This window comes from Paraburkholderia sp. RL17-347-BIC-D (assembly GCF_046027915.1).
Taxonomy (GTDB): domain Bacteria; phylum Pseudomonadota; class Gammaproteobacteria; order Burkholderiales; family Burkholderiaceae; genus Paraburkholderia.
Genome location: NZ_JARESS010000018.1, coordinates 54,032 through 78,868 on the forward strand (window position 1 = coordinate 54,032; position 24,837 = coordinate 78,868).

26 protein-coding genes and 2 pseudogenes are annotated in these 24,837 nt (G+C 59.4%); 14 read left to right on the forward strand and 14 right to left on the reverse strand.

The features are described 5' to 3' along the window. Positions 1 to 245: 245 nt before the first annotated feature. The 9 genes and pseudogenes from P0D96_RS23680 to P0D96_RS23720 form a co-directional block, all read right to left on the reverse strand. Positions 246 to 887 (reverse strand): NrsF family protein, encoded by a 642-nt coding sequence (locus P0D96_RS23680; protein WP_408315554.1) that lies wholly within the window; start codon positions 885 to 887, stop codon positions 246 to 248. Beyond that, positions 887 to 1,432, reverse strand: coding sequence for a sigma-70 family RNA polymerase sigma factor (locus P0D96_RS23685; RefSeq protein WP_408315673.1), 546 nt, complete (start codon positions 1,430 to 1,432; stop codon positions 887 to 889). The genes P0D96_RS23680 and P0D96_RS23685 overlap by 1 nt, the downstream gene beginning before the upstream one ends. 23 nt (positions 1,433 to 1,455) lie before the next feature. After that, positions 1,456 to 1,882, reverse strand: a pseudogene (locus tag P0D96_RS23690) (sigma factor-like helix-turn-helix DNA-binding protein). 9 nt (positions 1,883 to 1,891) lie between these two features. Further along, complete coding sequence (locus P0D96_RS23695; protein WP_408315556.1) at positions 1,892 to 2,392, reverse strand: DoxX family protein; 501 nt, start codon at positions 2,390 to 2,392, stop codon at positions 1,892 to 1,894. Positions 2,393 to 2,884: 492 nt separating this feature from the next. Next, a complete protein-coding gene (locus P0D96_RS23700) occupies positions 2,885 to 3,196 on the reverse strand; it encodes a hypothetical protein (protein ID WP_408290646.1) in 312 nt (103 codons plus the stop codon). 891 nt (positions 3,197 to 4,087) lie between these two features. Next, positions 4,088 to 4,306, reverse strand: a complete 219-nt coding sequence (locus P0D96_RS23705) for a hypothetical protein (protein WP_132381047.1) — start codon at positions 4,304 to 4,306, stop codon at positions 4,088 to 4,090. Between the two features lie 842 nt (positions 4,307 to 5,148). Continuing rightward, positions 5,149 to 5,436 carry a hypothetical protein gene (locus P0D96_RS23710; protein ID WP_408315558.1) on the reverse strand — a complete coding sequence of 96 codons (288 nt, stop codon included), beginning with the start codon at positions 5,434 to 5,436 and terminating at the stop codon, positions 5,149 to 5,151. A gap of 738 nt (positions 5,437 to 6,174) precedes the next feature. Next, positions 6,175 to 6,408 carry a hypothetical protein gene (locus tag P0D96_RS23715; RefSeq protein ID WP_408180880.1) on the reverse strand — a complete coding sequence of 78 codons (234 nt, stop codon included), beginning with the start codon at positions 6,406 to 6,408 and terminating at the stop codon, positions 6,175 to 6,177. Positions 6,409 to 6,561: 153 nt separating this feature from the next. After that, positions 6,562 to 7,128 (reverse strand): universal stress protein, encoded by a 567-nt coding sequence (locus tag P0D96_RS23720; protein WP_132381051.1) that lies wholly within the window; start codon positions 7,126 to 7,128, stop codon positions 6,562 to 6,564. Positions 7,129 to 7,791: 663 nt separating this feature from the next. Here P0D96_RS23720 and P0D96_RS23725 point away from each other — a divergent pair. Beyond that, positions 7,792 to 8,049 carry a hypothetical protein gene (locus P0D96_RS23725; RefSeq protein ID WP_342960157.1) on the forward strand — a complete coding sequence of 86 codons (258 nt, stop codon included), beginning with the start codon at positions 7,792 to 7,794 and terminating at the stop codon, positions 8,047 to 8,049. Positions 8,050 to 8,405: 356 nt separating this feature from the next. Here P0D96_RS23725 and P0D96_RS23730 read toward each other — a convergent pair whose 3' ends face one another. Beyond that, on the reverse strand, positions 8,406 to 9,860 hold the full coding sequence (locus tag P0D96_RS23730) for a PAS domain-containing sensor histidine kinase (protein ID WP_408315561.1): 1,455 nt from the start codon (positions 9,858 to 9,860) through the stop codon (positions 8,406 to 8,408). Positions 9,861 to 10,183: 323 nt separating this feature from the next. Beyond that, positions 10,184 to 10,530 (reverse strand): annotated as a pseudogene (locus P0D96_RS23735) (CatB-related O-acetyltransferase); the annotation flags it as partial. Here P0D96_RS23735 and P0D96_RS23740 point away from each other — a divergent pair. Beyond that, positions 10,506 to 10,694, forward strand: coding sequence for a hypothetical protein (locus P0D96_RS23740; protein ID WP_408315563.1), 189 nt, complete (start codon positions 10,506 to 10,508; stop codon positions 10,692 to 10,694). The pseudogene P0D96_RS23735 and the gene P0D96_RS23740 overlap by 25 nt on opposite strands. 16 nt (positions 10,695 to 10,710) lie before the next feature. Here the strand turns inward: P0D96_RS23740 and P0D96_RS23745 are convergent, their stop codons facing one another. After that, entirely contained in the window at positions 10,711 to 11,052 is a 342-nt protein-coding gene (locus P0D96_RS23745) for a winged helix-turn-helix transcriptional regulator (protein ID WP_132381059.1), read from the reverse strand. Between the two features lie 94 nt (positions 11,053 to 11,146). On the opposite strand from P0D96_RS23745, the gene P0D96_RS23750 reads away from it, so the two are divergent. From P0D96_RS23750 to P0D96_RS23770, 5 genes are all read left to right on the forward strand, one after another. After that, on the forward strand, positions 11,147 to 11,473 hold the full coding sequence (locus P0D96_RS23750; RefSeq protein ID WP_408315565.1) for a nuclear transport factor 2 family protein: 327 nt from the start codon (positions 11,147 to 11,149) through the stop codon (positions 11,471 to 11,473). Next, complete coding sequence (locus P0D96_RS23755) at positions 11,473 to 12,252, forward strand: SDR family oxidoreductase (RefSeq protein ID WP_408315675.1); 780 nt, start codon at positions 11,473 to 11,475, stop codon at positions 12,250 to 12,252. The genes P0D96_RS23750 and P0D96_RS23755 overlap by 1 nt, the downstream gene beginning before the upstream one ends. Before the next feature lie 654 nt (positions 12,253 to 12,906). Beyond that, on the forward strand, positions 12,907 to 13,191 hold the full coding sequence (locus P0D96_RS23760) for a hypothetical protein (RefSeq protein WP_132381065.1): 285 nt from the start codon (positions 12,907 to 12,909) through the stop codon (positions 13,189 to 13,191). Positions 13,192 to 13,621: 430 nt separating this feature from the next. Beyond that, a complete protein-coding gene (locus tag P0D96_RS23765) occupies positions 13,622 to 15,706 on the forward strand; it encodes a putative bifunctional diguanylate cyclase/phosphodiesterase (RefSeq protein ID WP_408315567.1) in 2,085 nt (694 codons plus the stop codon). A 66-nt stretch (positions 15,707 to 15,772) separates the two neighbouring features. Further along, positions 15,773 to 16,546, forward strand: a complete 774-nt coding sequence (locus P0D96_RS23770) for an MBL fold metallo-hydrolase (RefSeq protein ID WP_132381370.1) — start codon at positions 15,773 to 15,775, stop codon at positions 16,544 to 16,546. 398 nt (positions 16,547 to 16,944) lie between these two features. Here the strand turns inward: P0D96_RS23770 and P0D96_RS23775 are convergent, their stop codons facing one another. Beyond that, positions 16,945 to 17,850, reverse strand: a complete 906-nt coding sequence (locus P0D96_RS23775; RefSeq protein ID WP_408315569.1) for a LysR family transcriptional regulator — start codon at positions 17,848 to 17,850, stop codon at positions 16,945 to 16,947. Positions 17,851 to 17,962: 112 nt separating this feature from the next. On the opposite strand from P0D96_RS23775, the gene P0D96_RS23780 reads away from it, so the two are divergent. From P0D96_RS23780 to P0D96_RS23790, 3 genes are read left to right on the forward strand one after another with little or no spacing between them, the layout of a single operon-like run. Next, complete coding sequence (locus P0D96_RS23780; RefSeq protein ID WP_408315677.1) at positions 17,963 to 19,033, forward strand: alkene reductase; 1,071 nt, start codon at positions 17,963 to 17,965, stop codon at positions 19,031 to 19,033. 11 nt (positions 19,034 to 19,044) lie between these two features. After that, positions 19,045 to 19,872 carry a pirin family protein gene (locus P0D96_RS23785; RefSeq protein ID WP_408315571.1) on the forward strand — a complete coding sequence of 276 codons (828 nt, stop codon included), beginning with the start codon at positions 19,045 to 19,047 and terminating at the stop codon, positions 19,870 to 19,872. A gap of 54 nt (positions 19,873 to 19,926) precedes the next feature. Beyond that, positions 19,927 to 20,532 (forward strand): isochorismatase family protein, encoded by a 606-nt coding sequence (locus P0D96_RS23790; protein ID WP_211701399.1) that lies wholly within the window; start codon positions 19,927 to 19,929, stop codon positions 20,530 to 20,532. Positions 20,533 to 20,870: 338 nt separating this feature from the next. Here the strand turns inward: P0D96_RS23790 and ald are convergent, their stop codons facing one another. Beyond that, positions 20,871 to 21,989 carry an alanine dehydrogenase gene (gene ald, locus P0D96_RS23795; protein WP_408294429.1) on the reverse strand — a complete coding sequence of 373 codons (1,119 nt, stop codon included), beginning with the start codon at positions 21,987 to 21,989 and terminating at the stop codon, positions 20,871 to 20,873. 625 nt (positions 21,990 to 22,614) lie between these two features. On the opposite strand from ald, the gene P0D96_RS23800 reads away from it, so the two are divergent. From P0D96_RS23800 to P0D96_RS23815, 4 genes are all read left to right on the forward strand, one after another. Then, positions 22,615 to 23,469 carry a LysR family transcriptional regulator gene (locus P0D96_RS23800; RefSeq protein ID WP_132381075.1) on the forward strand — a complete coding sequence of 285 codons (855 nt, stop codon included), beginning with the start codon at positions 22,615 to 22,617 and terminating at the stop codon, positions 23,467 to 23,469. Between the two features lie 184 nt (positions 23,470 to 23,653). Next, positions 23,654 to 23,977 carry a DUF4148 domain-containing protein gene (locus P0D96_RS23805; protein WP_408294433.1) on the forward strand — a complete coding sequence of 108 codons (324 nt, stop codon included), beginning with the start codon at positions 23,654 to 23,656 and terminating at the stop codon, positions 23,975 to 23,977. Between the two features lie 78 nt (positions 23,978 to 24,055). Next, entirely contained in the window at positions 24,056 to 24,253 is a 198-nt protein-coding gene (locus tag P0D96_RS23810) for a hypothetical protein (RefSeq protein WP_408294436.1), read from the forward strand. Positions 24,254 to 24,322: 69 nt separating this feature from the next. Then, entirely contained in the window at positions 24,323 to 24,784 is a 462-nt protein-coding gene (locus tag P0D96_RS23815; RefSeq protein WP_408294438.1) for an ester cyclase, read from the forward strand. Positions 24,785 to 24,837: the final 53 nt, after the last annotated feature.

The following is a 24,837-nucleotide window of genomic DNA, read 5'->3' on the forward strand; positions in this document are numbered from 1 at the left end:
GATTTAAGGGTATCGCTAACGGCAGAGTGAATCAATGTCCGGCCCGAAATAGCAATTTTTAACTCGACAACCAGGCCGTTACACGGTTCGCGGCGTTCGAGAAGTATGCAAATCAAGCAGATTGCGGCGACGCTCGTTTTATCGAACAGACGCACAGTCGAGGCGCTTTCAGCCGCGGGCGCCGCCGGCCCACTGCCTTTTGGACGGTCCATTCGCCCATCGCTACAGTGCTTCGTCCCGTAACTTCACCACCGAAGGAGCGTCGGCCCAAGCAGTGCCCCGGCGGCCGTCGGAATCGACATCCCGATCAGATACCAGGTTGCCCAGAACGGCACACTCATTTCCGGACATCGAAGACTGTAGGCAAGCGCGCCGATCGTGCCTGCAACAAGTCCGGCGGCCGCGCCCGTGAGGCGAAGCCGCGTCGGCGCGAGAGCACGCGCCGCCCACAGCGCGGCCGCGAACGCGGGTAACGAGATCAGCGCGATGTTGAAAGAGCACGAGCGCCAAGTGCGACCCATCAGTAGGTGCTCACGCGCCTCGGGCGGCGCGAACCAGAGCACCAGTAGTGCGGCAAGCCACACCAGTGCCACCGGCGTCGCGAGTACGGCCCACCAGCCCCCTACAACCCTGCCGGGTCGCCCGAGGCGCACGCAGGCCGCCAACGCTGCAACCGCGAGACATGTGGGCCACACGAGCTTCGCCCAGAACAGCGGAGCATGCAGAAGAAGGGCGATATCATGCCGCACGCCGTAACCGAGAATCACGATCGCAAGCGCACCCATTGCGCCGAACGTGAGCGCTCCACCGAAGCGCTTTGCAGCGACATGTCGTTCGACAGGCGCAACGCCTGTCGCGAGCATCGAAATCAGATCCTCCGTTTTCATCAGGATATCCCTCGAATCTTCATGGCCAAAGCCCTCAGCCCGCGATGCACGCCTACTTTCACAGCCGATTCCGATAAGCCGGTCAGGCGCGACGTTTCCTCGACGGTAAGCCCTTGCAGCTTGACGTGCACGATCGGCAAACGCTGACGGTCCGGTAGCTGGTCGAGCAGCTTGTGCACATCGCGCCTTGCGTCCGCGGGTTCCGTGTCCGATGCGGCGAAGATATCGGCTTCGTCATCAAGCGGTTCCTGGAACGCCTCGCGACGCGATCGCGCACGTAGATGGTCCGTCAGCTTGTAGCGCGCAATCGCGTTGATCCAGGTGGTCAGCGGTTCGTCCGGGCGCCAGGTATGGCGTCCGTTATGCACGGCCAGCAGGATTTCCTGCACGACGTCTTCGATATCATGAGGCAGATAGTGCAGCCGTTTGCGCAGTAACGCCCGCAGATGTCCGGTCAGGTCCTGCAGAAACGCTCGATACGACGCGGCGTCGCCTTCCAGCGAGCGGACCAGCAAGTTTCTGAGCCGTTCCTCGACTGGACGCATCGGCCCGGCGTGCGTCCCGCGCGTCACGTTGACGTGACTCCGAGCTTCGATTCTGGCCGCACGCGGGCGGTCACGTCACGCAACCGCTCGCGTCCACGTGAGAGCCGCGACATGACCGCTTCAACCGGCATGCCGAGCATCAGCGAGATTTCCGCGTAACTCATGTCGTCAAGACCGAACATCAGTACCACTTCGCGCTGCTGTTCCCAAAGCATTTGAAAGACCCAATCGAGGTCTCGCACTTCGAGACACGAAATCTGGTTGCCGCTGTGTGTGATCGTCATTTGCCATCGGCGCTGATTCGTGCCTCGTCGAAATCGCATCGCGTAGCGCAGACTTCGCTCCAGCGTGTCCTGCACCAGATCGTCGGCGTAGCCACGGTCGCCCACTCGCGCGCGCATAACGGCGAAGATCAGGTACCTGGTCAGCAATGCCGTCCTGAAATTCCATCGCCCTTCCCTATTGCCGCCCGTCGCGACTAAGCCAGCCATCGACGGAAAACGGTCCCGATCCCCCCAACATCAGCGCGGCAAGACACGCAAGATAAAGCAGATCGGTCTCGTAGCCCGGCGGACCGAACTGCGGACCGGCCGACGTGACGGCCATCAGCTTGATCGACAAGAACCCGTACGGAAGATGCACAGTCAGCGCCGCAACCATCAGCACCGCGATCATTGGCAGACTGACGAGCGACACGAACGCGCCGGCGAAGATCGCGAGACCCCCGATCAGTTCGATTGCAATGGTCGCCCACGCCATGAAGTGTGGTGCCGGCACACCGAGCGCGTGCAAAATCCCGGCAAATGCATCCGGATGCTTGACGATCTTTGAGTAGCCGTGCGCCATGAACCCGTAACCGACGATCAGCCGCAATGGCAGGGGTGCCCATCGGGCGAGGCTCCAGCGGTCCGTCAGCCGGGCGGGATCGGTGAAACGAAGCAGGTGGCGGACAGTGTCCATGCGCAAGGTCTCCTGATGAACGTTAGCAAAGAACAACGGGCGATGCAGGTGGGGTATGCATTCGCCCGCTCTCTTTGTAGTTCGTCGGGGATGGATGCGCGGTTACAGTGAGGCTGAATATTTTTTCCTTGGCACGCGCCTGCTCCACTGTTGCCGGTCACTTGTCAGTAAAAGCCGGCTCAGACAGGGCATGCCGCTACAGCCGCTGAACTGTGTCGCCAGTTGCTGTTATGCGATCACCCCACGGGCATGCAACCAGCCAATGTGCCGCAAGCCAATGCCAAAAGAGGTCAGGGAGAAACAAAAGACCGCTGTCCTTGAGGGCAGCGGTCTTCCTTAGGATGGGTGGCGCATGAGGGACTCGAACTCCGGATTTGCGGATGTCGTGAGGATAGTCCGTCACGACACACGCTATGCGAGTCGATGCCTCGCTCTGCCGGGGCTTGAACTGCTCACGCCCCCGTCAGCATTTACGCGTCGACGACGCAACTGTTATTGGCCGGCGGCCGGCGACACTACGCTCGGGGTCGCCAGCGTGTTGTGACTCCCGGGAGCGTTGGTCAGGGACGTCGAGCTATTGTTAGTGCTATTCGGCATGCCCGAGTTCGGCGACCCGGCGCTCATGCCGCTGTCCGAGTTGGTGACGCCGGGCGTGCCGTAGCCGCTCGTTGCATTGGCCGGCGATACCGCGGCCGGCGACACGGTGGTCGGGGTCGCCAGCGTGTTGTTGCTCTGTGCATAAGCACCGCCCGCCAGCGTGAGTGCGGCGAGGGCCGCGATTAATGTGCTGGTTGCCTTGTTCATGACCCGCTCCTCCTTAATTGGACTGGAATTTCGACGCAAACGATCTATTCATATTTTTCCAGGTGACACCAAGTTTAGGAAAGCGGTCGCTAATAATTAAGCGCATTGTTCGCAAGGGTGAATTTCGATTTTCGAAGGGACCCTAAACGGGTCCTGGTCCCCAATCTGAGGCCGGTGTGGTCCGGTATGCGCGGTGCATGCTACGTGACCCGCGAGGAAACTGATTGGTGGTGTGGATAGCGAGCAGCCAGTTGAGCGGGGCCGGTGAGCAAACTTGCAACCGAGCTCCCCCATGATTGGCAAAGGTCTGGGCGGAAGAAGCGAAGGTCGCTTCCTGGCCGCACTGAGCCGGATGATGGCCGTCGCAGGTGGCCTCTTGAGTCGTCGGCGAACAACGCCCGGAACGTCTCGGAGGACTTTCATTGCTTCGCGTCATGCCCAACATGAACGAAAGGAGCAGTGACGACGACAGCCTCACGTTCAACGAGCCGATCGACGCGGGCAAGGCCTACGCGAACTGAGCGTCGTGCTATTTCCCTCGACAAAAACTGCCGGGGAACACGCATGCGAAGTTTCGACAGCGTAGTGGACGAAGCCAGGCTGGTCGCCACCGTGATTTCAAAGCACCGCTTGTCACGCCTTCCCGGGCGAAGCTCGCTGATGCTCGCCCATCACCCACTCGCCAGGCGGGGTGCCATCAGCTGTATTCTGGTACAGCCAGCTTCCGCAGACCGTGCAATTCCAGTTGCTGCTGATTTTCGTCGTGTGGCCCGACGGCCCGATTGCACTGACACCAGAGGCGGCAAGATCGCCATGTGGGGAAACGCTGGATGGCTTGCCAACTAATTCGCGACAGGCGTTGCAAGGCTGCATAACTGTCTCCAATGATGCCTATGCCGAATTCTCGTCGCACCACTGGATCGCCCAGCGCTGCGCCGCCTCGATAGCGGCTGCGTCGGAGGGATAGTCGCCGAGATCGCCTGACCATTTGACCTCGACGGTGTCGCCGCCCACCGAGGCGCGCCGGTAGATCTTTGCACGGGCGTAGTAATGGCCGCCTTCATCAAGAGGTGACGCGTCGATATGGAAGTCCTTGTAGTCGAACTGCATCGTCACCTCCCAATGAGTGGGGAAATCCTACAGGGCGACACTGCGCACAGCAATCGGTTGGGATACCAATCCGTTGCTGTAGGCTGTGGAATTCAGACGCGTGGAGCCATGCCTGCTTGTTCCAGCATTCTTGATTCTTGATCAGTCGGATCGGAGACGCGATCACCTTGATTCGTGATCGTGTTCGACGAGATGTATACGTCACACACAATAGCGACGAGAGACCGTAGTCGACCTCATCCCGGGCGTTGGATCCTCGGCTATCGAAACGGCGGTTCCTCCCGGTTAAACCGGTCATTGAATGTAAGTAGGCAGATCAAGATCTCCAGAAGCGACAGCACGTACGTTTGCGATGCTTAAGAGAACTTTTTCCCGTTTCTTTTTTGAGTGTCTTCGCAGGCTTCGAATCCTTATTCAGCGGTGCGATCACTGGATTCACTTCCTACATTTGCTTCGACATCCTATGCAAGCTTCGCCTGGAGGAAATGAACCAGCGAGATGGCGCCATCGATGCCTTGGCGCGCAGAGATGCTGCGCGCACAGTGGGCGATGCGTCCCGCGTCCGGCGATTTACACACCGTCGAAGGCGGCACTGCCCCGCGTAACTGCGTCACGATATTAACGTTGTGACTGGCGATACCGGGAATTAGCTGGGGACGAGCTGTGTCGCGAATGTGGCAAGAAGAGGCAAATCATGGACATTTGGCTTGTTGCCACCATATCTGGGCTATAAGCTTTCATTAACGCGGACGAATCCCCGCGTTTTGTGTGTTAAGTAGCCGTGGGCAAGTCCTGCGGCTTCTTTTTATGCGACCGCCGGAAAGAATCCGCAGGGAGCCAGATCAAGAAATGTTCTGGCGCGGCGTTCGATGTTGTCGAGATTCCGGGCGACGCGGACAAGTGCTTCCCGATGGCGTCGGCCGGCCATGGGCCTCAAAGTCGTCCAGTTGAAGCAGCAAACTATCCAGCGCGCAGAGTTGGGCGCGCGTCAGGTGAGTCCGATTCAGAAGCTCGTGGAGCCGTCCGCGCCAGTATTTAGCCGACAGGATTGGTCCGCCGAGGTCTCCTGTCAATGATGGAACCATCACGCGTGCAATATGCGCGATGTCCTGGTCAAAGAACATACCCATGTGCGCCCCCTAATGTGGTTTTGGCCTGCGCCCTATTGTTTTACGTCTGATAAATACTTTAGACCAGTTTTTGCGGCATGCCAAATATTGGGATCGATGGCGGTAAGTCTCAGACGACAGTCTCGCGAGCCGTATTGGTTGTCTGGGAGCGTTGGCCGCCCCTTCAGTGGCCTGGATATTCGCCGTCCATGCTCGTTGCCATGACCTAAGATATAAGTATGATCGCGAGCAAGGAGACGACCATGGTCGAGTCAATTTCGGCAGTGTTTCTTGGGGCGATCGTCCTGATCATGGCTGCTATCCTGATTGCGGAGCACTACAGACGCGAACATCATCGGAATCGGCAACTTCGGTGGCTGGACACGCACCCAATGCGCGACTGGTTACACCGTAGGCCGTGACGCAGGCAGGTACGTAGAGTCCCGCGCGAAGCAGCCAGCGAAAACTGGTTAATGGCAGCGATTTTGCCGGTGGCCGTGTATCTTCACGTTGGAACCGAGGATGGGCATCGTACCAAGGCCGCATAACGCTTCACTGTAGCGACGGTTTCGCAGCTTGCCGCGATCCGTAACGTGAAGTCGTGGTTAGTAGATTGTCGAAGTCACCACCAAGCGCGCGAGCACGTCGCGCGCGAAGTGGTTCGACGTTTGCGCTCGCTGCAAAGGCGTGCGCCGCTGGCATCAATCACGGGACTGCATAGAACACGCCGGACACTCGTGTCCGTTCATTGCGTGCGAATCAGGTCTTGTCCGGTGTTTTCAGCTCGATCAACATCCGCTCACAACCGCCTTGATCCGGCACCATGCAGCCGAGCAAATGTTCACTGCTCGGCATCAGCATTTCGCCACCCGTCTGAATCGCCAACGTCATGCCGGGATTCTTCTGCCATACGATGAGGCCGAAACATGCAAGCGCCAACAGCACGACGAGCGAGAACGCGATCCTCTCCAGCTTCCAATAGATTTTCGGCATACCGACACCTTCAGCATGGCACAGGGTTTGAGATGAGCGCTCGCGCGCGGCCCACAAGTAACGGCTGAGGTAATGTCAACTTAAGCTAATCGGCCTGACCAATATCCCGCTTCAATAGCATTTTTGGCGCACTGACGCCGGCCAGCAATTCCGTTAAGTTGACAGTGCCGGAGTAACTGCAAGCGGAATTCGCCCGATGATGAATCCATGAGGCGACGAAGACTTCGATGTTGTCGATTGCTTGCGGGCTCCTGCTTCGCCCACTACGCCCGTATGTGTCGACTGCCGCACCACCAGAACGGGAATAGCGCTATGGGTCAGTACCTTCTGTGTCTCGCTGCCGATCAACAGGCCACGCACACCGCTGCGTCCGTGGGACGCCATGACAATCAGGTCACAATTTCGCTCGATGGCGGTGCTGATGATCGCTTCATAAGGATGAGCGCGGGTGGTGGCAACCGTTTCGCATATCACGCCCGCTTGGCTTGCGGCCTTCGTGACAGCCACGAGAAAGGCTTCTGCACGCTCCCTGTTGACCTGAACGAATCTCTCCTCGGTATCCGCGAGCATTTCGGTTCCATATGCCAAAACATGGAACTCCGGCATGACATGAAGTCCCGTAACCGAGGCGTCATTTTCGGCGGCGAGCGTCACCGCCATCTGGACTGCGACTTCGGAAAGTGCCGAGCCGTCGGTCGGCACCAGCAGATGCTTGAACATGACATTTCCCCTCGCTCGACGTGCGGGCTGTATCCGACGCGCTCTTAACCGCTCGCGACATCGACATTGACGCCGCTATAAATTACACTTAGCTTTCATTATAGGCACTGGCGTCATTTGCGACGTATTTTCTGCTCGCAGCTCGGTTAGGCGGCAGTGCCGCATCTCGAAGTGGGATTTCAGTCAGGTTGATTTCCTCAATTTGACAGTGTCGTCGTCACACTTAAGCACTTTATGTGGAAAGGTAACAGTCACCACGCGCAAAGATAACAACATTACAATATGCTTTCATATTCTGAAATCATGAGGGCATGCAATGGTTCTATTTCACCGCGGCGCACTGATTCAGGCGTCGACGATAAGGGACGGAAACACGTTCGTAGCCCGCGCCTGCATTTTGAAGGAAGACGGCGAATCCACCTCATTGGGTGATCTTGGTCAGTTCGCAAACCAGACCTGTGCATACGAGTTTGCCGTGCGCTGCGCGAGCGCTTTCGTGGATGGCGTACCGATGCCTCGCTCCCCGTTCCGCAGATCATCAGCCTCGGACGAGGCAGCAAATAGCTAACGACACTCCGCGGCATCCGGCAGACGGCCCTGAGGCAGTGAACGACTGCTTCCTCAGCAAATAGGTCGAATCGGAAGCAGCAAAGCCAAGGAAACATGATGTCCAAACCACTGTTAAGCCGTTTTCAGTACACCCGCAAGCATGGCAAGCAACGCACATACAACGTAACGGTGAACCTAGTGCAAAAGGCTTCCGGTGTTTGCGCTTACGCAGCATGGGTGCATTTCGAAACCGAATTTAAGGGTTCGGGTTTGATGCTCCCACTCGTTGCCAACACACCTGATGCCGCCGTACGGGAGGCACGGATGCGTATCCAGAAGGACATCGACGATCTGGTCGGCATCGTCGAGTAAAGGCGGTAACAAGTGTGATCGTGGTCGGGCTGGAACACCTTTACGACGCTGTACCAAAATCCGCGCTCGCGATGAATGTCTTCTCCTGCCGCTGCAACAGTTGTAGCGGCAGGGCAGCGAACCTCCGCCGCGGCCCGCCCTCGGTACCGATCCCACCGCGAACTTCCGGTTGCGACCCAAGGCGGCCATACAAGCCCATACAGCGGCATGTCCGCTATTCGGTCTTGTGAGAAGTCGGATAAGCCGACCCTCGACCCGCCCTGGAGTGCCGTCATGTTGGCGCGACGAAACCGCCGTCATCAACCAGAAAGGCCGTTGAGCCCGGTCGATCACGGCACCGACTGCAAGGCGTCTAGCTATGCGGCGTCCCCTACGGGTAACGTAAAGTAAAACGTCGCGCCTTGATCCGTATTGTTTTCAGCCCATAGCCGCCCGCCATGCATCTCGATGATGGTACGGCTGATCGACAACCCAAGGCCAAGGCCTTGGGATTTCGAGGTGACAAACGGGTTGAAGATCAGCGCGAGCAGGTCGCCGGGCAGGCCCGCCCCGCGATCGCGCACCGCAACGCGCACTACTTGGGGGCTCTGAAGCGTGATGGACACGGCCACCATACGGTCGCTAGCCGGACGACCGTCCATTGCGTCGAACGCATTGAGCAAGAGATTGAGCATGACCTGCTGCAACTGTACCTTGTCGCCGTGCACTGTGGCCGGAGTGGCATCGTAGTGGACTGACATGCGCATACCGCGCGCGATCGCGTCAAATTGCAACAACTGCACCGCGTCGCGGATTACAGCGACCGGATCGAGCGGCGCGATTTCTCGCTCGCCTTTCTTGAGAAAGGTGCGAATCCGCCGGATTATTTCGCTCGCGCGGTTGGTCTCCTGAACAATGTCTTTCAGTATCTCGAGCACTTCGGCCAGATCGACCGGATCCGTGGCCATAAACCGCTGGGCGGCCTGAGTGTTGCCCAGAATTGAGGTAAGGGGCTGGTTCAGTTCGTGTGCGAGCGACACTGCTAGTTGAGCCATCATCGATACGCGCGTCAGATGGGCCAGTTGCTGCCGGTTTTGGTACAGTTCATATCGCTCTGTTTTGTCGATGATGACCGCGAGCACAGTCTCGTCATCTTCGAATCGAACCGTCTTGAGTCCGGCCTCGACCGGGAACTCCGTTCCGTCCTTGCGCCGTGCGAACAGATCGCAAGGCGCCCCCACTGTCGAAGCGTGTGCAATGCGTAAGGTCTCGGATTGCGGCATAGCCCCGCTATCGCCCAGCAGCTGTGGGACGAGCATAGTCGCAGGCTGTGCAATCAGTTCGTCGCGTTGATACCCGAAGAGCTTTTCGGTCTGCTCGTTGGCCAGCACAATCCGCCCGTGTTGATCAACCATGAGAATTGCAACCGGCAGGAATTCCAGAGCGCTTCGGAATTTTTCTTCAGCCTGCCTGCGGTCGGTGATGTCGACGCATGAACCAACATAGCCGAGAAACGTACCGTCGACGTCCTCCTGCGGCACGCCGGTATCGAGGATCCAGCGATACACGCCATCCCGTCTTCGCAGACGGTATTCCATCGTGAAATCCTTGCGTGCGTCAAACGATGAGACATAAACGTTCAGGCAGCGTTCGAAATCGTCCGGGTGCACGCCCTCTGACCACCCGTTGCCCATTTCCTGCTCCAGCGTGCGCCCCGTAAAATCCAGCCACCGCCTGTTGAAAAACGTACACAGCCGATCCGTATCCGACATCCAGATCATCACAGGAGCCGCGTCCAACATCGTTCGGAAGCGTGTTTCGCTTTCCAGCATCGATTCCTCCACTAGCCTATGCTCAATAATTGTGCAGGGTCCGCAAGCAACAAAGCGGGTCAAAAATTGACTCGGTCGTGGTCGTTTAATAGGCATGGTAAAGGTGGCGCATGCTTACAGCAACGAACCTTGATCAGACGCGGAATAGTGGCCGCCTGGATTCGGCCTATGAGAAGCTTTGCATAAGGCCGAAGAGCGGCCCGTTCACGGCGAGATCGATGACCGTCTCTTCATGGCCAAAGGGCTGCCCAATGCGATGAGCATATGTGTCACGCACATCGCGATGCGACGATCGACGGCAGGCACTTTGTCCGGCGAAACGCTCAAAACGTCCCTCTGGTACCCCTCTCAATCTCGCGTGTCTTGATCGCGTCGGCCAAAGGTCCCATCGACTGGCTGTTTTCTTCGAACGGCCAGTCCCACCAGTTCATCTCAAGCAGTATTTCAATTTCTCCGTCCGAAAACCGCTTTCGAATCGGCTTCGCTGGGTTGCCGCCGATGACCATATAAGGCTCAACATTCTTCGTTACGAGAGCGCGACTTTCGATCACGGCACCATGTGGCCAATGCGGACACCTGGCATGATCATCGCCTCGGAACCGATCCAGACATCGCTTCCGACAATCGTGGCGCCGGCGGGTTCGAATGCATCGCAAGCGTCGGCAAACGCTCTCCAAGCGGCTGGTGCGCCTCGCAGCGCTCAGCAACCCTGGAATGAGAGGCATTGCAACACTGCTCGGCTGTGCAACCCGTTCGAGCGAAGAGGCCATTGTCGCCAAGGCCGAGTGCCTGATTCGCCTTGGCTTGCTCCAGCAGTCAAAAGAAGCCGCGTGAGGCGCCACATCGGGTTTTAGTCGGCTTTGGGCAACTCGTCCCGCTGCTCCGCCCATTTGAGGAGTGCGTCCAAGGCGGGGCAGATTGCCTGTCCCCAGTCGGTCAACCGATATTCCACCTTAGGCGGAACCTGGGGATAGAGCTTCCTCGCCACGATGCCATCGGCCTCCAGCTGGCGTAGCTGCTGCGCCAGCATCTTCTGCGAAATACCGGGGATGAGCTTCTCTAAATCGGAGAAGCGCTGCACCTTGCCATCGAATAGATGGAACAGGATGACCAGCTTCCAGCGCCCCTCCAGCAACTTGAACACTTCTTCGACGCCGGTGGCGGCGGTCGCGGGGGTATAGACCTTTCCCATGGGTACGTAGCTTACTTTTCCGTGCGTTCTTGTTGGGTTGCGAGTTTATGGTGAAAATTACCGTATCGCCCAGCTTGCCACAAAGGCTTCAGACATGAGCATTTCACTACCGGATTCGGTTGCGACCTTTTTTCAGGTGAGCAACGGCGCTGCGCCTTCGGCCCTACGGCGCGCTTTTTCCGAAAAATCGGTCGTCCACGATGAAGGACAGACTTACCAGGGACACGAGGAAATCGAGGCTTGGCTGGCGGAAGCGCAGCGTAAATATGCCTATCGCATCGAACCGTTGACGGCTGTGCAAGACGATGCGGGCGTAACGGTCGTGGCCAGGTATGTCGGTAACTTCCCTGGAACTCCTGCCGATCTCAACCATGTTTTCCGGCTGACCGACAACCAGATAGATTTTCTAAAGATTCACTGATCACCATGAATCTCGAACTCGCCGGCGCGCGCGTGCTCGTCACGGCCGGAACCAAAGGCATTGGCAAGGCCGTCGTCAAACTGCTCGGCGAACTCGGCGCGGACATCCTCACCACGGCCCGAGCCAAGCCGGACTTTATTCCCGAAGCGATGTTCATCGCGGCCGACCTGACCACGCCTGAAGGTTGCGCCACCGTGGCACAGGCTGTCGAGGACAGGCTCGGAGGAGTGGATGCCATCGTCCATGTCCTGGGCGGATCTTCGGGCCCGGCCGGCGGCTTCGCCGCGCTGGATGATACGGAGTGGCAGAGGGAACTGAACCTCAACCTGTTCCCCGCGGTACGACTCGATCGGGCGTTGTTGCCCAAGATGATTGCACAGGGCGCTGGCGTCATCATCCACGTCACGTCCATCCAGCATCGACTGCCGTTGCCCGCATCGACCACAGCTTATGCTGCCGCCAAGGCTGCGCTGTCCACGTACAGCAAGAGCCTGTCGAAGGAGGTAACGCCGAAAGGCGTGCGCATCGTGCGCGTGTCGCCGGGTTGGGTGGAAACCGAAGCGGCCGTCGGCCTGGCGGAACGGCTCGCCAGCCAGGCCGGTACGGATTACGAAGGCGGCAAACAGATCATCATGGATGCACTGGGCGGTATCCCTCTCGGACGTCCGTCGAAACCTGCGGAAGTCGCCAACCTGATCGCCTTTCTGATTTCACCGCGTGCGGCAGCCATCAGCGGAGCGGAATATGTCATCGACGGCGGAACCATTCCCACTGCTTAATGCTTAGACGGCACATCAGCGGGATGCCATAGTCACGCTCGCGAGCTGACGGGAAGCTGACACTTAGTGGAAGTGGATTGTTGGCCGAAACTGGCTGAGAGCCGCAGTGCCCAATTTTCTCCCAATGCGGCCGTCGGGCGAGTCGCGCAGCTCGGTTAACAGCAGCTCTGCGGCGCCATCGCGCACGCGCGGCTGTTGTTAAACGTTGTCCAATGCCTGCCCACACGCGTCGTCGTGCACTCATGGGGCAACGGACAAGGGCAGGCATCGAACAACGCATAACAAACTCAACCGATCGTCTCCAAGCCGAGTACCGCCAGTTTCTGACCTTGGGCAGCAATTGGTCCGTGCCTCGATTGTGTGGCTTCACATTTTTCTGCAGACAAGCATGTTTGAACGACTTGTGGTCAAATCATCCGGTGACTTGTGGCACGTTGTCCAGATCGAGCATATCCGCTACCAGGTTCCCGGGCAGCACTCGGAGTCGACAAGGGATTACAGGGTGACTATCGTATGCCGCCGTGAGACCGGTGGCTGGCGGCAGCGACGGTGGGATTTGAAAGCAGCACAATCTAGTATGGTCATATTCGCATCGGCTCCGACCCACCGGCGCTCGGCAAGTGCGACACGCGGCCTGACCCGGAGGTCCCCATCATGCAGATGATAAAAGTCGTAGTTGGGATAGCAGCCCTCGTCGGCGTAACGGCAGTCCATGCCGACGGCTTCGTCATCACGAGATCAATCGAGAACGGGCGCGAAATGCGCCTCTTCGAACATGCTGCCGAATGTAATGGCGGCCCTGGCGCGGTCATTTACAGGCACGATAAGCGAGTCGATCAGACCTGCAATGTCCGCCTTACTTCGGCAGGCGCGACCGTCGTGATGCCGGCTTTTGAGTCGCGCACGTTCTTCCCGCGCGACACGCTGGACCAAAACTAAAAAGGTTGATTCCGGCAACCGACGAACTCGTGGGCGAAGGTCTTGCCCATCCGCCTCTCGATGCGTCCGTCTGCACGGTGTCCCTCTCGCCTGTTTCTAACCTCGGTTTCGTCGAGACCGGACATTCGCATTTGCTTCGGAACGAAATAAACGGCGATCAAGCTACTGGACGTTTTTTCGCCGCCGCATACCGTCAAACACTGGAATAGCAGCGCTCACCGCAGATTTGGAAGTCCCCCATCGGGCAGCGAGCGGTGAATCCAGCGTACCGGATTATCGGCCCGCGGCCCTTTACAGAGTCCGGCTAAAGTTGCATGCCCGCTAGGTCGTTATACAAGGCGACCTGGTGTTTCAACCATTGATGCAGTCGTGCGAAGGCGAATCGGAAGCAGTCCAGGGAGGTCGGATCAACGCCCACGGGGAATTTGCCATGTTTGCCAGCAGCTACAACAGCCTGCTTGTCCTGTTTTCGCTGCTTGTAGCGATTTTGGCCTCCTATACTGCGCTGGACATGGCCGGTCACATTTCTAGTGCTCAGGGACGCGCAGCCCGTTGGTGGCTGGCTGGCGGTGCATGCGCGATGGGCACAGGGATCTGGTCGATGCATTTTATCGGCATGCTGGCATTCAGCTTGCCGATTCCGCTTGGCTACGATCCCGCGATCACGGTGCTCTCGCTTTTGATCGCCATTGCATCCTCAGCATTCGCGCTGTGGCTTGTGGCTCGAAACGAGTTGCCGTGGTCACGTCTGGTTTGCGGCGCGGTACTAATGGGCGCCGGGGTTTCCGCCATGCACTATACGGGCATGGCGGCAATGCGCATGGCTCCCGAAATCCAGTACGTACCGTCCCTGTTCATTTTGTCCGTCGTCATCGCGATCGTCGCTTCAGGCGCAGCCTTGTGGATCGCATACAACCTGCGCCGCCTTTCACCGCGGGTTCGGCCCTTGCGTGCGGGAGCGGCGATCGTAATGGGCTTTGCCATTGTCGGGATGCATTACACCGGCATGATGGCGGCGCAGTTCCCGCTTGGAAGCGTGTGCCGCGCGGCGCGTGATGGGGGGGACGTCGGGTGGCTGGCGATAGTGATCATCATCGTCACGCTAGCGGTGCTTGCTATCGCGCTGATCATTTCCGTACTCGATCTGCGTCTGGAATCGCGCACCGCCATCCTGGCGATTTCACTCGCCGAGGCCAATCAGGAACTGACCTACCTGGCGCTACACGACAATCTCACCAAACTCCCCAATCGCGTGTTGCTGGAAGACCGGCTCGATCGTGCGATCCAGAGCGCGAATCGGGAAAATAGCCGCTTCGCGCTGATGTTCATGGACCTGGACGGGTTCAAGACGGTCAACGATGCCTACGGCCATCACATCGGCGACCTGTTGCTCGTCGAAGTCGCCCAGCGCATCGGGTTGAACGTCCGGTCACAGGACACGATCGCCCGCGTGGGTGGCGACGAATTCGTGCTACTGGCGGGAGTAGCCGAACCGGCCGACGCGGCGACCCTCGCCGACAAAGTGCTCAGGGTCATTCAGGAGCCCTTTCAGGTGGCCGACCGCCTGCTGCGCATCTCGACCAGCATCGGTATTGCGATCTACCCCGGCGACGGCGCCCGTCAGGACGACCTGCTGACCAATGCCGATGCGGCGATGTATCACGCGAAGGCGTTGGGACGCAACACTTACTGTTTCTTCGAAGCGTCGATGAATGCCAATGTGCATGAGCAGCTACAACTCATGCAGGATCTCCGTTTAGCTCTTGAACGACATGAACTGATTCTCCAATACCAGCCCAAGTTCACCGCGCCCAACGGGCCGGTAGTCGGCGTAGAAGCGCTGGTGCGCTGGTCGCATCCGACTCGCGGGCTCATTGCGCCGGACCAGTTCATCCCCCTGGCGGAGAAAACGGGGTTGATCGTGCCAATCGGTGAATGGGTGCTGGACGAGGCCTGCCGGCAGATCAGCGAGTGGCGCGAAGCGGGCCGGCGTGACTGGACCATGGCGGTCAACCTGTCGGCGCTGCAATTCGGCCATGCAAGTCTGATTCAAACGGTGCGGGACGCCTTGAAGCGTTATGCGCTGGAGCCAGGCTGCCTGACGCTCGAGGTCACCGAGTCGACGGCGATGCGCGATGCCGACGCAAGCTTACGAATCCTGCAGCAGCTTCGCGGCATGGGCGTGAATATTTCAATCGACGATTTTGGTACGGGGTATTCGAGCCTCCTCTATCTCAAGCGGTTACCGGCCAGTGAACTGAAAATCGACCGCGGGTTTATCCGTGATCTCGCCCGCGACACCGAAGACGCAGCGATTGTTTCCGCAATCGTGGCACTGGGCCAGACGCTCAATCTGAACATCGTCGCCGAGGGCGTGGAGACTGCGGCGCAGCAAGAGTTCCTGACCCGGCTTGGTTGCGATTCCCTGCAAGGTTTTCTGCTTGGCCGTCCAATGTCCGCAGAGCAATTGATCGAAACCCTCTCGCATGAGAATGCTCTGAACGACGCGACTTGAGTCAACGCTCTCGAAGTGCGATGCGGAGTGTGTCAAAGTAACAGCTCTTACCGTGAGCGACCCCACATGACCAAGTTACCGATTGCCGACCGATGGTTCGAACTCAAACGCATCAGCGACGACATTACCCTACTTTGGGAACCCCATGTCGTGCCGCTGATGCGCTGCAATATCTGGCATGTGCGCGGCCGCGACCGGGATCTGATGATCGACACGGGAATGGGTATCGTCAGTCTGCAGGAGGCAGCCAGGCACCTGCTGCAGAAGGACGTCACCGCCGTTGCCACGCATACGCACTCGGATCATATCGGTGGACATCATGAGTTCGAGCACACGCTGGTTCACGAGTTGGAGGCAGAGAATCTGCGCTCGCCGCGTGAGCCAGGCACCCTTCTCGCGTCGGTATTGGGCGACGAAGCGATTCGCCGGTATCGCGAAGCAGGTTATCCGTTCGACGGCGATCTGATCACGGCCCTTCCCAGCGCAGATTACTCGATGTCCGACTATCGCGTGCGCGCCGCGACGGTCACGGAAATCGTCAAGGAAGGGAACATCGTCGATCTCGGCAACCGGCATTTTGAGGTCCTGCATCTACCCGGCCACTCGCCGGGTAGCATCGGCCTATGGGAAGCGGCATCCGGCACGCTGTTCTCGGGCGATGCGATCTACGATGGCCCGCTGCTGGACGAGATAGGCGGTGCTGATATTCCGACTTATGTGCGCACGATGAAGCGCTTGCGTGAATTGCCCGTGCAAGTCGTCCATGCTGGACACGACGGGAGCTTCGGGCGGGAACGACTGGTCGAGTTGGTCGATGCCTATCTGGCTAAACGCACCTGATCGTTGGCCGGGTCCGCCGTTCGGTGCGTTGCCGGCCGGACTTCGCGCGCAAAGGAAACCGTTGGCGTATGTCGGCCCAGTTTCGGACAATCGACCGCGGCCTATAGATCGTCGACAATTAACGCTCGCGACATAAGGGATACCGAGAAGGCGATTGACTGCTCAGGGTCTTGAGTGTGCCTTCGAATCAGCCGTGACCCTGACATCCTCACCGGCGGCGTCGCGAGCGACAGGTAAGAGGCGTGCAGCGGCCGCATCACGGTTGACTGTCGAACGGCAGGAAAGGCACCCCATCAGGGACATTCGCGGCAATCCATAGCGGACGCTCAAGTGGTCTTGCTGCGAACTTCGTTGGAAAGCGGCGTCGGGACCACCGCGATTCCAAGAATGGCCGCACTTCAATTTCGAAGCTTGCTGACAGGCACTCCTCCCCCTAGGTGCTCTCGCAGAAATTCAATAAAGCGCTGCGTCTTCGCTGGCAACAACCGTGTCTCGGTGATGGCGTACACGGGAATAGGTGGGGCCTGCCATGCTGGCATCACCCGGCGCAAGAGCCCAGTGGCAACATCATCGGCCGCGATTTCTTCCGACAGCACAACGATGCCCAGATCCAGGGTCGCGAGTCGCCGAACCATGCCGACGCTGTTGAGCAAGAACCGACCACCCACTGTGACCTCTGCCGTTTCACTTTCGCTGTGCAGCGTCCATCCGTTGACCTCTGCCGGACTGAGGCGCACGCACTCATGTCGCAAGAGGTCGGCCGGTTCGGCGGGCTCGCCATACTGTTCGATATAACGCGGCGATGCATAGAGATAACGCGGTAGTCGGGCAAGCTGTCGTGCGATCAGATTCGAACTAGGCGGCTCACCCATGCGGATCGCGACATCGAAGGGCTCAGCTACCAGATCGACGCGGCGCGGCGTCAGATCGAATTCGAAGGTGATGCCGGGATAGCGGCGAGCGAATTCCGCGAGCAGCGGCGCGAGGAAGATATTCGCAAAATCCACCGGCAACGACGCATGTAACACGCCAACTGGCTGGGCTAGCATCTCGCCGAGTTGCTCGTGCGCAAGCCGCGCTTCGTCCACGATGCGCCTCGCGCGCTCGAAATAGAGCTGGCCTGCTTCGGTCAGCTCGATCTTGCGGGTCGTGCGATGCAGAAGGCGCAAGCCGATTGCCTTCTCCAGCGCACTGATCCGGCGCGACAGCGTCGAGTTCGGCACTCCGATCGCCTCGGCCGCGCGGCGGAAACTTTTCGCCTTGACCACCTCCACGAACAACGCCATGTCGTTCAGGAACTCCATCCCACTGCTCCATAAATGGCCCAATGACTTCCATTTTGCCATCTTTATCCCGTCAGTGGTTTGCCGGATGATGACTCCATCTGATGAACACATCACCACTGAGGAGCACAACATGAGTCAGCTTTTCACCCCTGTTCGCATTGGCGGCCTGTCCCTTCCGAACCGGATGATCATGGCCCCGATGACCCGTTCGCGCGCCGATGATGCAGGCGTTCCAGACGACGTTGTCATCACGTACTACGCCCAGCGCAGCAGCGCGGGTCTGATCATTACCGAGGGCGTGTTTCCCTCCGCGACCGGTAAGGGCTATGTGCGTACGCCCGGTATCCACAGCGATGCACAGGTGAGCGTATGGAAGCGGGCCACCGAAGCCGTGCATGCCCGCGGCGGACGTATCTTCATGCAACTGATGCACAGCGGGCGTATCTCGCATCCGTCGCTGCAGCCGGATGGCGCGCTGCCGGTGGCACCGTCGGCCATCAAGCCGACGGGCGAGACCTGGACCGACAACGGCATGGAGAAATTCGTGACGCCGAGAGCGCTGCGCCTGGATGAGATCGCCGGTGTGGTTGATGAGTACCGTAGGGCGACGCGTCGCGCTCTGGAAGCCGGCTTCGATGGCGTCGAGTTGCATGCTGCTTCGGGCTATCTGCCTGAACAGTTCCTCTCGTCCGGCAGCAATCAGCGTGAGGATGAATACGGCGGTTCCGTTGCGAACCGTGCCCGTTTCGTTCTCGAAGTGCTGGAGGCGATGGTGGCAGAGGCCGGTGGTGAGCGGGTCGGCATCAAGATCTCGCCGGAGATGAACTTCAACGACATTTTCGACACTGCGCCGCAGGAAACCTACACGTATCTCGTCGACCATCTGCGCGGCACCAATCTCGCGTACCTGCACGTCGCCATGTTCGGTACGAGCGTCGATTACCACGCACTGTTGCGACCGCGTTTCGATGGCGCCTATCTGGTCGGAGGAGGACTCGACCAGGCCGCGGCTGAAAACCTGCTGGCAGAGGGACGCGCTGACGCCACGGTCTTCGGCGGTGCCTTCCTCGCCAACCCGGACCTGCCGGAGCGGTTTCGTGTGGGTGCGCCGCTCAATGCCCCCGACAAGAACACGTTCTACTCGCCCGGCGCACAGGGCTATATCGACTACCCCGTGCTGAGCCCAGCCGGTAACGCCTGAGGACTGCCGTCATGTCGACAGTCACTGCGCGCATGCAGCGCGCCAACCGGGGAAGCCATTTCCGCGCATACAGCCTGCACGGTTCCGATCCCTCGCAACTCGATCCTTTTATGGGCGTCGACCACGCCTGGATGAGCGCGCCAACGTTCCTACCGCATCCGCACGCCGGCTTCTCCGCGGTGACGTACCTGTTCCTCGACTCGGAGACGGGCATTGCCAACCGCGATTCGCAGGGGAACAGCACACTGATCGAGCCGGGCGGCCTGCATTGGACCGCTGGCGGAAGGGGTGTCGTCCATGAAGAGAATCCCGCGGTGCCGGGAAGTACCACCCACCTGCTGCAGATCTTCATCAACCTTCCTCGGGAACGGCAGAACGCGGCGCCGTTCGCGCTCAGCCTGGCCCCGCAGGACGTACCGGTGGTGCAGCGCCCCGGTGTCCGGGTCCGCGTCCCCCTGGGCAGCTTTGACGGCGTGCGCTCCCCGCTGATGCCGCCAACCGAGGTCACTTTGCTGGACATCACGCTGGAGGAAGGCGCTGAACTGCTGCTATCGGTGGCCGCAGGCAAGCGCGCCTTCTTCATGCCGATCTTCGGCAGCGCGGAGCTCGATGGCGAAAGCTTCGGTCTCGACGACCTTCGTGTCCCGATCCTGCCGACCGCGACTGAAGCGGTGATGCACAAGCTCGCTGCCAAAGCTGGCGGCGCCAAGGTCGCCGTGTTCATCGGCGAACCGTTGCGCCAACCCGTGTTTTCAAATGGACCGATGGCTTTTTCGAGCCGGGAGAGCCTGATCGCGGCAACCGCCGCCTACCAACGTGGCGAGATGGGAAGCCTGTAACAGGCCGCCACACACCCCGGGGCATGCGCCCCATCACCACTTAGGAGCTACCTCATGAAGGTTGAACGATTCACTGCCGACAACACCGCCTTGCTGCTGATCGACCATCAGGTCGGCACGATGCAACTGATCAAGAATATCGACCGCGAACTCGCCGCCAAACAGTCGATTGCGCTAGCCAAGATGGCGAAGATCCTCAATCTGCCGGTCGTGATCACGTCCAGTCAGGAAGATCGCGCACAAGGCCCGATTCTTCCGGAAATCGCCGCGATCCTGCCCGAAGCGCACGCGGCACGAATCAAGCGCCCCGGCGTCGTCAACGCGTGGGCCTATCCCGACTTCCGCGATGCGGTGCTTGCCACGGGGCGCAAGAACCTGATCATGGCGGGCGTGACCACCGACGTTTGCCTGATCTTCCCGGCAATCGACGCTGCGCTCGAAGGTTTTGGCGTGCAGGCAGTGATGGATGCTTCAGGATCGCCCAGCGATCTTTCCGAAGAGTTTTCGCGTCAACGGATGCACGATGCGGGCGTGGTGCTCACCGCCACCAACACGCTCATGGCGGAAATCGCGCAGGACTGGTCCACCCCGGCCGGACAACAATTGATCACTTTGCTGTTTACCGACGTGTTTCCGGCACTCGGCGCCGGCATCGCATAAATCCGGAACCACATCCTGTTATCCGGAGTGCATGGCGCTTCGGATAACAGATCAACTCATGTTTGGAGGCCTCGTGACATCCCGTGTCCGAGGACGGCTTTCGCCACGTATTATCTTTAAGTCACGATTGTTCAACGATTCGTGGATTACCCTCGAACGTCTCAAACTGGACCGATAGTCGACGACCAGCCAAATACAGTTCGGCAAACCGGAATTTCGCGCAATACAGATGTTCGCAGTGGGAACCTGACCAAGTCTGATTGGGCGCGACTCTCGCCGCCATGTTGGCTCGAGAGCGCGACGGGATAAGCCCCCCGCGCTTCGTCTCGATGTTTTTGCTATTCAGTGGCGATGGCACCTGCATCCTCGCAGGGGTAGCCCAGTGCTTCAGCGACCTCGGGACAGGTCACTTTGCCGAACGCGACATTCAGGCCGCTACGCAGATGTTCGTCGTCGGTAAGCGCCTTGCGCCAGCCCTGGTCGGCGATTTTCAGGACAAAGGGAAGCGTCGCGTTATTCAACGCATACGTGGACGTGCGCGGCACACCGCCAGGCATGTTTGCGACACAGTAGTGTACGACTTCGCCAACCTTGTACGTGGGGTCCGCGTGAGTCGTAGGCCTCGCGGTTTCGCAACACCCTCCCTGGTCGATCGCGACATCGACGATGACGGAGCCGGGGCTCATCGCATCGACCATCTTGCGCGTGACGAGTTTGGGCGCAGCGGCGCCGGGCACGAGCACGCCGCCGATCACGAGGTCGGCATCGAGCACTTGTCGTTCGATGTTGTCCTGATTCGAATACACGGTGATCACGCGTGCGCCCAGCAGCCGGTCCATGCGTCGCAGCGCGTCGACATTGCGGTCGATTACGACGACCTGCGCACCCGTGCCGACAGCCATCTGCGCGGCATTGGTGCCGACCACGCCGGCGCCGAGGATCACGATCTTCGCGGGGGGCACGCCCGCCACGCCGCCAAGCAGGATGCCCTTGCCACCGTGCGCGCGTTCCAGGCTGAACGCGCCCGCCTGAATCGACATGCGGCCCGCAACCTCGGACATGGGCGCGAGCAGAGGCAGTCCGCCGCCGCGTTGCGTGACGGTCTCATAGGCGATGCAGACCGCGTTGCTTCGGACGAGATCGGCGCACTGCTCGGGGTCCGGCGCGAGGTGCAAATAGGTGAAAAGAATCTGTCCTGGGCGCAGCATCGCACGCTCGGGCGGCTGGGGCTCTTTCACCTTGACGATCATGTCGGCAGCGGCGAACACCGCTTCTGCGCTGGGCGCAACCTGCGCGCCCGCCGCCCGGTACGCGTCGTCCGCTGCGCCGATGCCTGCGCCAGCGCCTGTCTCGACGTCCACGCTGTGTCCATGCGCGACGATCTCGCGCACGGAAGACGGCGTGAGACCGACACGATACTCGTGGTTCTTGATCTCCTTCGGAACGCCTATGTGCATATTGCCTCCTGTATGGGACTGCCAATCAGCCGCGAAATGATCTGATTCCTCAGACGCCCAGCACGAGCGTCGAGCGTTGGCGAGGGAGGCATTGACGACGCTAACGCACGCACGCGGCATCGCAAGAAACGATCGCCACCGTCGACCCGATTTCACCTGTTGGCGACGCCATTGCCGGGCGCCTGGCCAGTAGCAGGGTGTGACGGGTACATCGGAGCGGGATGCATGCGGGAATCGAGCGTGACGTAGGTGCTATATCCGGCTACGAGTAGTGATTTCCACAATACTATCGGCGGTGTGGTAGATGTTGTTAATGTAATTGTCGCGAATTTTGGTTGAAACACCTGAATTAGGCGACATGCGTCCATCATCCTGCATCGTAGGCGCAAGGGTTTATATCTAGACCCGTCTCCTCCATGTCACCTTCGCTGCCATCGATGTGCAAACGACAGGAAGGTGCCCTGAAGCTGCCCGCCATTCCGCAAAGATGCATAGGTCATATGCACCGATGCACATACCCTTCACAACGCAATTTCTGTGACGTCTGTCATGTTTGCTTCTAATATGCTTGTCCAGTTATCCCAACCTGGGGATTTGCAACGATCAAAGCGACAGGAGAAAACTCATGTTCGACTGGGAGGATTTACGCCACTTCGTCGCGTTCAGTCAGGAACAATCGCTCGCGAAAGCAGCTCGGCATTTGAAGGTCGATCATGCGACCGTCGCGCGCAGAATCGCCTCGCTCGAACAGTCCCTCGAACTGAAGCTGGTTGATCGCCGCCCACGCGCCTATGTGCTGACGGCAGACGGCGAACGCATCGCCGAACGGGGCAAGCGCATGCAGGAAGAGTCGTTTGCCGTGGAGCGGATGTCGGTCGGCGGACAGGAAGTCGTTAGCGGCGAAGTGGTGATCAGCGCGCCGCCGTCGATGTCCAGCAGTGTCATTGCCCCTCACTTAGGCAGGCTGCGCGTGCAGCACCCCGCGCTTCACGTCCGCTTGATCGCCGACACGCGCAATGTGTCGCTGATACGAAGGGAAGCGGATATTGCCGTTCGTCTGAGCAGGCCGACCGAGTCCGATCTCGTCGCGCGCAAGATCGGCGTGGTTGCGTTCGCGTTTTATGCGTCGCCGGAATATCTGGCGTCGCATGCGCCCGAAGACTACGAATTCATCGGATATGACGACAGTCTCGACGGATCCGCTCAACACATCTGGCTGGCCACGCAGGCGAAGTCACGTCCTGTGATTCTGCGCAGCAATAGCCTGGATGTCCAGGCAGCGGCCGCGCGGGCAGGTGTCGGCGTGGCCATCTTGCCCTACTTCCTCGGGGACTGGGACGAGAGTCTCAGCATCGTCGAGGGGCCGGGCCAGCCGTTGCAGCGCGAGATATGGCTCTCCATTCACAACGATCTGCGGCACGCTCCTGCGATCCGCAGCGTCATGCAGTTCATTGCAAGCTGCTTTCCTGGTAACGGCTGACGCGGGCAGCGCGCAGCAACAGCTTGTGCATTTTCTCCTGGACGGTACGCACATTTCGGGAATTGGCGGATAGAAGGCCGGTGGCAATAATGCATTCACCGATCGACGAACAAGCAAACGGCAGATCGCAGATTAGCCGCTTGATCGCCGAACAGCTTCTCATCTATCCGCCAAGGAGCACGAAATGAAACGCTTTCTGATCCCCGTCGTCATTGCCGGCGCCATCGTATCGTCGTCTGTGTTCGCCGAACCTGCCGCCCATGGCAAGACGCGCGAAGAAGTTCGGGCCGAGCTCGTTCAGGCCCGCGAAGCTGGCGTGTTCGACGCGCCCGATGCCACCTACCCCTCCGCTCAACTGCGCGCAGCCGCCGCGCTCCAGAACGCCAACACGAACGCCGGGAGCGCCCGCACCTCTTCCTTCGGCGGCGCCGTGACGGGCCGCTCGCAAAGCGGGCGCCGTACCGTGACCGAGCCGGAAGCACGGGACAGCATCTATTTCGGTCAATGACCGTGGCAAAGCCGTAGCATCGACGCGCTCCTACGGATCGCTTTGCCCGCGGCATCCGCACAGCAAGTGGATGAATGCATGTCGTGGATCGAGATAGGAGCGGAACTGCTCGAACTACAAAATGCTTCGCGCACCTCATGGATTTCGAGCCTCATGCATGACACGCGCGGCTCATTGCGGCAGATGCTGAACCTCACCGCACGCAGCGCGCGGATTGCTGAGATCGCCTCGTTGTTGAAGCACGTTGTCGTGGCGGGAACCATGCCCGCTCATTGAAGCATTCCGAAGGCCGGACAGGGTCAACCAGAAGCGATTTTTTTGTTGTCAATGAACAGGAGATTTGAAATGGCACGGCAGAATTCAATCCAGATCGTCGAGACGTTTTGGCGTGAGGTTTGGCAATTACGCAATCCACACGCAGCGGACCATCTGGTCTCTGACGATTTCACGGTAACCTCGGGCGGAGTGGAGATCAAATCGCGCGAAGCGTTCAAGAAGTGGGTCGCTGCATTTCTCGCCAGCATCGATGAGTTCGAGTTCGATGTGATCGAGACGTTTCAGAACGAAATAGGCGACCGGGTCGTCAGTCGATGGCGGGTTACGGGAAAGAACAACGGCTTTATGGGTTCGGAACCATCGGGCTTACCGATCGATATGACGGGAACTGCTGTCCTGCACGTCGGCGAGGACGGGCTGCTGCGGCATAACTGGGTAGAGCGAAGTGCGCTGGAGGTTCTGCGCAGTTCGGGTGGGCAAAATGGCATCGCCGGACATTTCAAGCCTGCATCAAGCGAGTCTGGCCGATAAGCTTCCGAGCGTTGTGATCATGGGGCGCGTCATTAAGGCCGATAGCGGCAAGG

Excerpts from the sequence above, each read along its gene's own strand:
- P0D96_RS23680 (WP_408315554.1), bottom strand. The coding sequence starts at position 887 with ATGAAAACGGAGGATCTGATTTCGATGCTCGCGACAGGCGTTGCGCCT.
- P0D96_RS23685 (WP_408315673.1), bottom strand. The coding sequence starts at position 1,432 with ATGCGTCCAGTCGAGGAACGGCTCAGAAACTTGCTGGTCCGCTCGCTG.
- P0D96_RS23695 (WP_408315556.1), bottom strand. The coding sequence starts at position 2,392 with ATGGACACTGTCCGCCACCTGCTTCGTTTCACCGATCCCGCCCGGCTG.
- P0D96_RS23700 (WP_408290646.1), bottom strand. The coding sequence starts at position 3,196 with ATGAACAAGGCAACCAGCACATTAATCGCGGCCCTCGCCGCACTCACG.
- P0D96_RS23705 (WP_132381047.1), bottom strand. The coding sequence starts at position 4,306 with ATGCAGTTCGACTACAAGGACTTCCATATCGACGCGTCACCTCTTGAT.
- P0D96_RS23710 (WP_408315558.1), bottom strand. The coding sequence starts at position 5,436 with ATGGGTATGTTCTTTGACCAGGACATCGCGCATATTGCACGCGTGATG.
- P0D96_RS23715 (WP_408180880.1), bottom strand. The coding sequence starts at position 6,408 with ATGCCGAAAATCTATTGGAAGCTGGAGAGGATCGCGTTCTCGCTCGTC.
- P0D96_RS23720 (WP_132381051.1), bottom strand. The coding sequence starts at position 7,128 with ATGTTCAAGCATCTGCTGGTGCCGACCGACGGCTCGGCACTTTCCGAA.
- P0D96_RS23725 (WP_342960157.1), top strand. The coding sequence starts at position 7,792 with ATGATGTCCAAACCACTGTTAAGCCGTTTTCAGTACACCCGCAAGCAT.
- P0D96_RS23730 (WP_408315561.1), bottom strand. The coding sequence starts at position 9,860 with ATGCTGGAAAGCGAAACACGCTTCCGAACGATGTTGGACGCGGCTCCT.
- P0D96_RS23740 (WP_408315563.1), top strand. The coding sequence starts at position 10,506 with ATGCATCGCAAGCGTCGGCAAACGCTCTCCAAGCGGCTGGTGCGCCTC.
- P0D96_RS23745 (WP_132381059.1), bottom strand. The coding sequence starts at position 11,052 with ATGGGAAAGGTCTATACCCCCGCGACCGCCGCCACCGGCGTCGAAGAA.
- P0D96_RS23750 (WP_408315565.1), top strand. The coding sequence starts at position 11,147 with ATGAGCATTTCACTACCGGATTCGGTTGCGACCTTTTTTCAGGTGAGC.
- P0D96_RS23760 (WP_132381065.1), top strand. The coding sequence starts at position 12,907 with ATGCAGATGATAAAAGTCGTAGTTGGGATAGCAGCCCTCGTCGGCGTA.
- P0D96_RS23765 (WP_408315567.1), top strand. The coding sequence starts at position 13,622 with ATGTTTGCCAGCAGCTACAACAGCCTGCTTGTCCTGTTTTCGCTGCTT.
- P0D96_RS23770 (WP_132381370.1), top strand. The coding sequence starts at position 15,773 with ATGACCAAGTTACCGATTGCCGACCGATGGTTCGAACTCAAACGCATC.
- P0D96_RS23775 (WP_408315569.1), bottom strand. The coding sequence starts at position 17,850 with ATGGAGTTCCTGAACGACATGGCGTTGTTCGTGGAGGTGGTCAAGGCG.
- P0D96_RS23780 (WP_408315677.1), top strand. The coding sequence starts at position 17,963 with ATGAGTCAGCTTTTCACCCCTGTTCGCATTGGCGGCCTGTCCCTTCCG.
- P0D96_RS23785 (WP_408315571.1), top strand. The coding sequence starts at position 19,045 with ATGTCGACAGTCACTGCGCGCATGCAGCGCGCCAACCGGGGAAGCCAT.
- P0D96_RS23790 (WP_211701399.1), top strand. The coding sequence starts at position 19,927 with ATGAAGGTTGAACGATTCACTGCCGACAACACCGCCTTGCTGCTGATC.
- ald (WP_408294429.1), bottom strand. The coding sequence starts at position 21,989 with ATGCACATAGGCGTTCCGAAGGAGATCAAGAACCACGAGTATCGTGTC.
- P0D96_RS23800 (WP_132381075.1), top strand. The coding sequence starts at position 22,615 with ATGTTCGACTGGGAGGATTTACGCCACTTCGTCGCGTTCAGTCAGGAA.
- P0D96_RS23805 (WP_408294433.1), top strand. The coding sequence starts at position 23,654 with ATGAAACGCTTTCTGATCCCCGTCGTCATTGCCGGCGCCATCGTATCG.
- P0D96_RS23810 (WP_408294436.1), top strand. The coding sequence starts at position 24,056 with ATGTCGTGGATCGAGATAGGAGCGGAACTGCTCGAACTACAAAATGCT.
- P0D96_RS23815 (WP_408294438.1), top strand. The coding sequence starts at position 24,323 with ATGGCACGGCAGAATTCAATCCAGATCGTCGAGACGTTTTGGCGTGAG.